Raw genomic sequence first — 1,359 nt, 5'->3', positions numbered from 1 at the left:
CCCTTTATGGATGGCCCGCCCCTAAACCGAACCGTTGTTATCGCACGACAGCGGGTCGTTTGAGGAAGGAGCCAAGGTCATGGACGTATCGGTTCTCGGGATCGATCTGGGCAAGAACAGCTGCAGCGTGGTGGGTCTGGATGCGACGGGCAAGGTCGTCGTGCGCCGACGGATGCGTCGCGAGACGGTCATCACCTATGCGGCGACCTTGCCGCCCTGCATCGTCGCGATGGAAGCCTGTTGCGGTGCGCATCACATGGGTCGCGCACTGGCACGACACGGGCATGCGGTGCGGTTGATGTCGCCGGAATATGTCCGCCCCTACGTCAAGGCGCAGAAGAACGACGACCGCGATGCCGAGGCGATCGCGGAAGCGGCAACCCGGCCGACCATGCGGTTCGTCGAACTGAAGACGGAGGAGCAGCTCGATATGCAGACGCTGCACCGTATCCGGGACCAGCTCGTCGGAGATCGGACCTCGTTGATGAACCAGATCCGAAGCCTGCTTCTCGAGCGCGGCCACATCGTGCCGCAAGGCCGCGCCAAGCTGGCCGTGCGGCTCGGCGAGATGCTGGATGGTGACGAGCCGGTGCTCGGCCCTCGCATCCATCGGCTGGTGAGCGACATGCGCCTGCGCTGGACGGCCCTCGACGAGCGGATCGCCGACCTCGACGCCGAGTTCACCGATGCGGCACGAACGGATGAGAGGACGCGACGACTGCTGAGCATCCCCGGGATCGGCGCGCTCAATGCAACTGCGCTGGTGGCCGCAGTCGGGGATGCTCGGACCTTTGCGCGTGGTCGCGACCTGGCCGCGTGGCTGGGCCTCGTGCCGCGGCAGGCGACGACTGGGGGCAAGCCGCGGCTGCTTGGCATCACCAAACGTGGCAGCCGCTACCTGCGCAAGAACCTGATCCAGGGTGCTCGTGCATCGCTGCCGACCATGAGCAGGAGTGATACGCGGCTCGGCGCGTGGCTACGTGGCCTGCTCTCGCGCTCCCACCCCAACACCGTCGTCGTGGCGCTGGCCGCCAAGATGGCGCGCATTGTCTGGGCGCTGCTGCGTCACGAACGCACCTACGAACCAGTCGCGCAAGCGGTCTGAACGGGATCGGCCGATGCAGCCCGCACCGGCTGGATGATGTCTGCGGGAGGTAAGTGACAGATGGCCTGACAGTCGACCGGTGTCCTGGAACCCTATGGCGTAAAATGGCACTCGATGCCGGCCCCTTTATGAGGACCAGGACGCGCGGATCTCCATCTTGGCCAATGACCTTGCGTCAAAAGGCCGGATACGTTTTCGCAGACTGATCAGAATAGCTGACACAAACCGCTTGCCGACGGGGCGGGCCATACGTT

The 1,359-nt window shown here is 64.9% G+C and carries 1 protein-coding gene; it reads left to right on the top strand.

All coding sequences use genetic code 11. The features are described 5' to 3' along the window. Positions 1-79 precede the first annotated feature (79 nt). Positions 80-1,105, top strand: coding sequence for an IS110 family transposase (locus BSZ14_RS18730; protein ID WP_076712053.1), 1,026 nt, complete (start codon positions 80-82; stop codon positions 1,103-1,105). The last annotated feature ends 254 nt before the right edge of the window (positions 1,106-1,359 follow it).

Source organism: Sphingomonas sp. Sph1(2015), from assembly GCF_001970915.1.
GTDB classification, from domain to species: Bacteria; Pseudomonadota; Alphaproteobacteria; order Sphingomonadales; family Sphingomonadaceae; genus Sphingomonas; species Sphingomonas parapaucimobilis.
The sequence above is the reverse complement of the archived record's forward strand: the minus strand, read 5'-3'. Positions and strand labels throughout refer to the sequence as shown.